At 40.9% G+C, this 5,738-nt stretch carries 6 protein-coding genes; 5 read left to right on the top strand and 1 reads right to left on the bottom strand.

Features of this window, described 5'->3' with window-relative positions; all coding sequences use genetic code 11:
• From DYY65_RS10865 to DYY65_RS10845, 4 genes are all read left to right on the top strand, one after another.
• Positions 1–726 (top strand): DUF357 domain-containing protein (locus DYY65_RS10865; RefSeq protein WP_236561802.1); only part of this gene is annotated, 726 nt, incomplete at its 5' end.
• Positions 727–1,339: 613 nt separating this feature from the next.
• Positions 1,340–1,801, top strand: a complete 462-nt coding sequence (locus DYY65_RS10855) for a toprim domain-containing protein (protein ID WP_162477980.1) — start codon at positions 1,340–1,342, stop codon at positions 1,799–1,801.
• 102 nt (positions 1,802–1,903) lie between these two features.
• Positions 1,904–3,154: a DNA primase DnaG gene (gene dnaG / locus DYY65_RS10850; protein WP_162477979.1), complete on the top strand. Its 1,251-nt coding sequence runs from the start codon at positions 1,904–1,906 to the stop codon at positions 3,152–3,154.
• Positions 3,155–3,192: 38 nt separating this feature from the next.
• Positions 3,193–3,852 carry a CTP-dependent riboflavin kinase gene (locus DYY65_RS10845; protein WP_236561801.1) on the top strand — a complete coding sequence of 220 codons (660 nt, stop codon included), beginning with the start codon at positions 3,193–3,195 and terminating at the stop codon, positions 3,850–3,852.
• Between the two features lie 39 nt (positions 3,853–3,891).
• Here DYY65_RS10845 and DYY65_RS10840 read toward each other — a convergent pair whose 3' ends face one another.
• Complete coding sequence (locus DYY65_RS10840; RefSeq protein ID WP_201449472.1) at positions 3,892–4,518, bottom strand: adenylyltransferase/cytidyltransferase family protein; 627 nt, start codon at positions 4,516–4,518, stop codon at positions 3,892–3,894.
• Positions 4,519–4,583: 65 nt separating this feature from the next.
• Between DYY65_RS10840 and DYY65_RS12795 the strand changes: the two genes are divergently transcribed.
• Positions 4,584–4,715, top strand: coding sequence for a hypothetical protein (locus tag DYY65_RS12795; protein WP_255457517.1), 132 nt, complete (start codon positions 4,584–4,586; stop codon positions 4,713–4,715).
• Positions 4,716–5,738 lie beyond the last annotated feature (1,023 nt).

Raw genomic sequence — 5,738 nt, 5'->3', positions numbered from 1 at the left:
TCTGGAATTACTTCATTAATTGGTGAGGTGGGCCTTCACATATATAAATTTGGAAAAATGGTGACCATTACCTCTGAGCGACCTTCTAGAGTAAGTGTTTATACCACAACGTATGAGAATCTGATAAACAGCAATCATACACTAATCCTAATGGAATATGATAATCGACTAAATAGTCATTTTTTTCTGGATCCCGGTTGGGCTTTACAAGCCATGTTGCGAACGGAAAGTGAGCTCGGACGAAAAGTATTTCTGGAAGATACATTCGTAGTCGTGGCCTCTAGAGTGGGTACTCCATATCAGAGAATAATTTCTGGCACAATTAAGTCTCTCTGTTCAATGTGTTTTGGGCACGGACCTCATTCGATCATCGTCACTGGAGGCTTACATTTTACTGAATTGGACGCTTTGATGACTTTGACACAGAACTTCAGTGAACCGAAGGACAACACTAAATTTATTCGAAATATACCAGCGGAGATGATCGATCGATACGCTCCTATGGCGAGAGAAGCATTATTAAAAATGAGAAGATTAGTTGAGATCAACGATGGGCGCCTCAATGAGGCAACTTCAGGCATATTGTGCAATGCGGAATGTTATATTGATGACGCCGAAAAGTTCTTAGAACAAGGCAAGCCTGAGCTGGCCATCCTTAGCATGGGGTATGCTGAAGGTCTTATTGATGCCCTAAGCCTCAGAAATGGTATTCTGCCAGCATTATGATCCCTTTTGCAAATTTTATTTTCTTTTGACTGAAGACAAAACGAAAACAAGCAAGTTTCGAGAGGATAGGAAATATTAATCAAGTATGAATCGAGAAATCCGTACAGGTAAAGGCGATAGTACTGGTTTCAACTGCTCAATTGGAGTTATCGTTTGTTACGATTCACGTTTCTATGCCTTTTGTTCACTAGGGTCCTACTGCTCAGATTTGGCCAGAATTATTAGTTGCAAAAGCCAATATCGTTAGGGGGATTTTCACTAAAGACCAATTCAAAATTCAGACTTCATATGAGAAATTCATATATTTATTTTCTTCAAAGAACGAGTCCAATTTAGATGAGCACTACATTGCGTAGGTTAGAAGGACTTCGTTTTGTCCACCAAACAACATACCGAACTAAAAACATCCTTCTCACCAAACGCATTATCTATGATCTTTATCGCAATTTAGTGGTGTTAAACACGAAGAAAAAATGCTACACTTTCGCACTTCTCGCTTTTGTGAACGGCTTGTTTAGTGAGGAAGAGGCAGTGGGACTTGCTAATCTATAGGTTCGTACATAAAATTGACAAAGCAAATCGTAGTCTTATCAAAACTCACGCAAATTGTTAAATGGTTCCAATGTATATGCTTCATATGCGCCAGACCATTTTAGATGATGCTATCGTTGATCGCTTACAAAACATAGTCGAAATGCTCAACGAAGAATCTGAGTGTGGCTCAATAATCGTAGTTGAAGGAAAGAGGGATGCAAAGGCGTTGGCTAGCATAGGATTTAAAGGGAAATTGACATTATTCAATACATTTAAGGGCATAACGGACTTTGTAGATTCTCATTCTAGGGTTCAAAAAAAGATAATACTGCTATTCGATATGGATAGGACGGGGAAACGTTTGACCAGTGAACTCATGACCAGACTCCAATTGAATGGGAACCAAGTTAGCTTGTTTTACAAGAGTGCACTCGCGCGAATTGGTAATGGAAAAATCAGACATATCGAAGATCTCTCTGGGTATAGGCCGTTTCTGCTAGGAATTGTGGGTAACAGGAGGGATTTGCACTTTTATTTATGAACCTGCGTCGATGATCTACCTTGCTCTGCCAAAATTATAGGTAAGCACTTATATTCGAGCCTACTCACCCTAGAGATAATTTAAGAACATGAGGTTATGAGATTGCCTAACACAGGTATTGTAAAGTATCACGTTAAATTAAAATTTGAGGTTGACGGTTTGGTTGAAAAGGCCGATATTATCGGCGCAATCTTTGGCCAGACTGAAGGCCTTCTAGGTCCCGAGATGAATTTGAACGAGTTACAAAAGGTCTCTAAAGTAGGAAGAATCGAGGTTAACGTTGACACCAAGTCTAACATGGCAAGGGGCGATGCGGTCATACCAATGAGCACCGATATCTCCACTGCCGCGCTTATCGCAGCTGCCATAGAAAGCATTGATAAAGTTGGGCCGTTTCAAGCAAAATTTGCACTAAGCGGTATCGACGATATCCGTGCTATTAAAAAGAAAGTGATTGTCGATAGGGCAAAGAGGATCGTACAAGAGTGGGCAACCAAAACCATCAGTGAAGGTGAAGAAATGCTTAAAGATGTTTATGACGCGAGCAAGCCTGGTAAACTTACCGCTTTTGGAAAAGCGCAGCTTGCTTGCGGGACGGGTGTGTTTGAATCAGACTGGATAATTCTGGTTGAAGGACGAGCAGATGTAATCAACTTATTGCGCGCAGGATTTGATAACGCTATCGCTATTGAAGGAGCAAAAATTGATGAAACAATAGTCAAACTCACTCAAGGTCGGAAGGTTATTGCATTCCTTGACGGTGATCGAGCCGGAGATCTAATCCTCAAAGAATTACACGGGGTAGTAGCAATCGACAAAGTCTTGAGGGCTCCTATTGGAAGAGAGGTCGAGGATTGCACTCCTCTCGAGATTGCCGAGATACTTAAGGAGGTATCAGCTTTATCCGCCCCGAATATACAGGAGACTCATCCCTTTCAGCAGTCAGATAGGAAACAAGAAATAAAGAGAGATAGGCAGGAACATGCTCGAGAAGTCGAACGGCAATCACAAGCCAAATCTGATATTGAACGCCCCCCTTACGTGGAAAGCGACCCGAACATTTTGTCCGCCGTTAAGGGAGTCTATCCTCAAATCAATGAAACTTTGGAGGCTGTGATATTAGACGGCTCTATGAGGGTATTACTCAAAGTACCTGTCTCGGATGTGGTCAAAAAGCTGGATAATACTGAGGGAGGAAAGATGCTTGTGTTGGATGGCATAGTGACACAGCGATTGGTTGATGCCGCAGATAAGGTGGGAATTGAATTCATAGTTGGCCACAGAACTGGCGAGCTAAGAAAATCAGGGGATATCCAGGTCAGAACCTTTGGGGATATGGGTATTAGTAACTGAATGGGATGTCGCAAGTTAAACTGCAACATATCTTAACAATGACCAAACTCTTAATGTTGGGGGCAAAGTACAGTTTTATTGAATTAACTACCACAGATCTGGCCAAGAATATAATGAAATCGCAGCAAGCGGCCTCAAAACATCTTCAAGACCTCGATGCAGCAGGCTATATAGATCGCGTCAAGAAAGGTCAGAGGTTTAGAGTTAAACTAACAGAAAAGGGATATGCAGCGGTTGAAGGATTATTTTCGACACTAAAGGCGGCCATCGAATCGAGCCCTCCTGATACAATTAACTTTGAAGGCAGGGTAGTTTCTGGCATGGGCGAGGGAGCGTATTACATGTCATTAAGTGGCTACCGCCAACAGTTTCAGGAAAAATTGGGCTATGTTCCATATCCGGGGACCTTAAATGTGAAGCTTGTTGACAAAGTGTTTCGAGACGCCAGACGGGGAATAGGATCTTATAGCGCGGTTTTTATAAGTGGCTTCAGCGACTCTAAGAGAAGCTACGGATGGGCGAAATGCTATCCTGCACAAATTAATGGAGGCGTGATCAAGGATGCAGCTGTCATTGTATTGGAACGAACTCATTATGACGAAAGTACCTTGGAAGTTATAGCTCCAGTCTCAATTAAGAGGATTGCTGGGATTCGCAATGGAGATATAATAAAGATAAAGTTATATGTACACCACTAACGATTACAAGATTTGACTGAACATCAAAAAATAGTAACTTTATATTCTGTAGAATGATTCACCTAGATGTTCCTTAATTAATGAACTCTTTGATGCCGGTATAGGCGTAGTTAGCCTAATCACTCTTGTGGTTAATTTTCGCTTCAGACAGTTCTCTGCAATTTCCTTTTCACTATGAAATTGATCATACCCGAGTGCTATTACATCAGGCTTTATGTATTCTACTGTCTCGAACAATGTCCCTTCTCGCCCCATTATAGCTAGGTCGACTACGCTTAAAGAGGATACCAATTCTAAACGAAGGCACTCTTCATGGTAGATCCTTCTATCCTTGTTTATCATTGCAGCGGTAGAAGTCCTGGCGACCACTACAACCAAAACATCGCCATGCGATTTTGCAGCCTTTAGAGTAGTTATGTGTCCAGGATGTATCAGGTCAAACACCCCACCGACTAGGACAACTTTAATGGCATCTCTGCCTAGATAAGTTAATCGTGATTTGCTTCCATCTTCTACCAGTCCTAAATTAACTAGCTCCTGGATTTTTCGACTGTAAATCTCTTCAGGCAAGGGAAAGTGAGATCTTAGGCGCTCCAACGGTGGAATATTTGGGTACAACCCACTTAGGTAAAGTGAACTCAGCATTATTTTATCAAATGGATTCAATATTGGTAATATTGTCATACCTTGTTATATATTGGATAGTTTCCTAGCGAAAAGAAGATCATGACATGGGGCTGGACAATAGGATGAAAGCTGTTGTCAAAGGGACAGAAATTTCTGGCGAGGTGTTTTGGACGGTGACGGCTACTTCAAGACTAAATGGTATAGAAAGAGGTAGAATAGTAGTTGTTGGAAGCTAAGTCTGATGAGACAAATAGCATCCAACATGAAGTACAAAATGCCAATTTCCTAATCAACGATTAAGAAAGACTAGAATTTTCATCGTCTCGTTGGTTGGGATCATACATCTATTATGCTGTCAGGGTTACTATCTGCAATTTGCACTTTCATCACCAAACAACGACAATTGGAAAGGTTTCATACATTCAGTAAATTAGTGAGAATTAAATTGTGTAGTACTCGGTCTCAGGAGTTCAATATTTTTGGGCCAGTTCTTCAAATTCCAACCTTTATATTCAGTAATATTCAGAAGGCAAAGCTAGAGTCCATGTCTTACAATGTTCCTGTGTTACTATGCCGAATATTATTGTAAACTAAAGCCTTGGGTTAGAGGCTGAAGAACAAAGACGCAGAGAAACATTCCAATAATCTTTGCGACATGATACCATTTGTCATCCTAACGAGACGACAGCTTAGATATGCAGCGTTGGTTTTAGCACATAATCTCTCGGTAGAAAAAGCTTTAATCATCGCTGCAGACAGCGATGATACTCGTGCCTTCCGATCCTCGGCCATATTTGACAGCCGTGTCATTACATTATTTTCTTGTTTTCGTTTGTTACTAGTTGTTAACACGCTGCTACCGTCATGCTACCATCCGTTTTCGGCTGCTACTACCTGTTACCAAAGAAATTGGGTTATGCGGGGACTACCTACTATGTACAAGTACAGTAAAAAACAAATTTCAAAGAATCATTTCACACCACCTGATACGACTTTCTTAATATTGCATTTTTCGACACTACATTACTAGGGCCACCAAATTGGAGGCGCATTACTATGTTTACGACAAGTACGAACAACAGCTTGTATTTTGAAGTTCTACCAGATAATGTGAGCAATGTGATGGAATATGAACAATCATCGCTTTCTTGAAAGTCTGCTCTCATCTGTCTTAGTCTGAATCAAACCTATCATCTCTCTACTATGGTATTTTTAAAGTAACAATAATAGCTTACGTGAATATGACACGACCGTTCATC

Source organism: Nitrososphaera sp. AFS, from assembly GCF_009898475.1.
Classification (GTDB): domain Archaea; phylum Thermoproteota; class Nitrososphaeria; order Nitrososphaerales; family Nitrososphaeraceae; genus Nitrosopolaris.
This window is presented reverse-complemented; position numbering and strand designations above follow the sequence as displayed.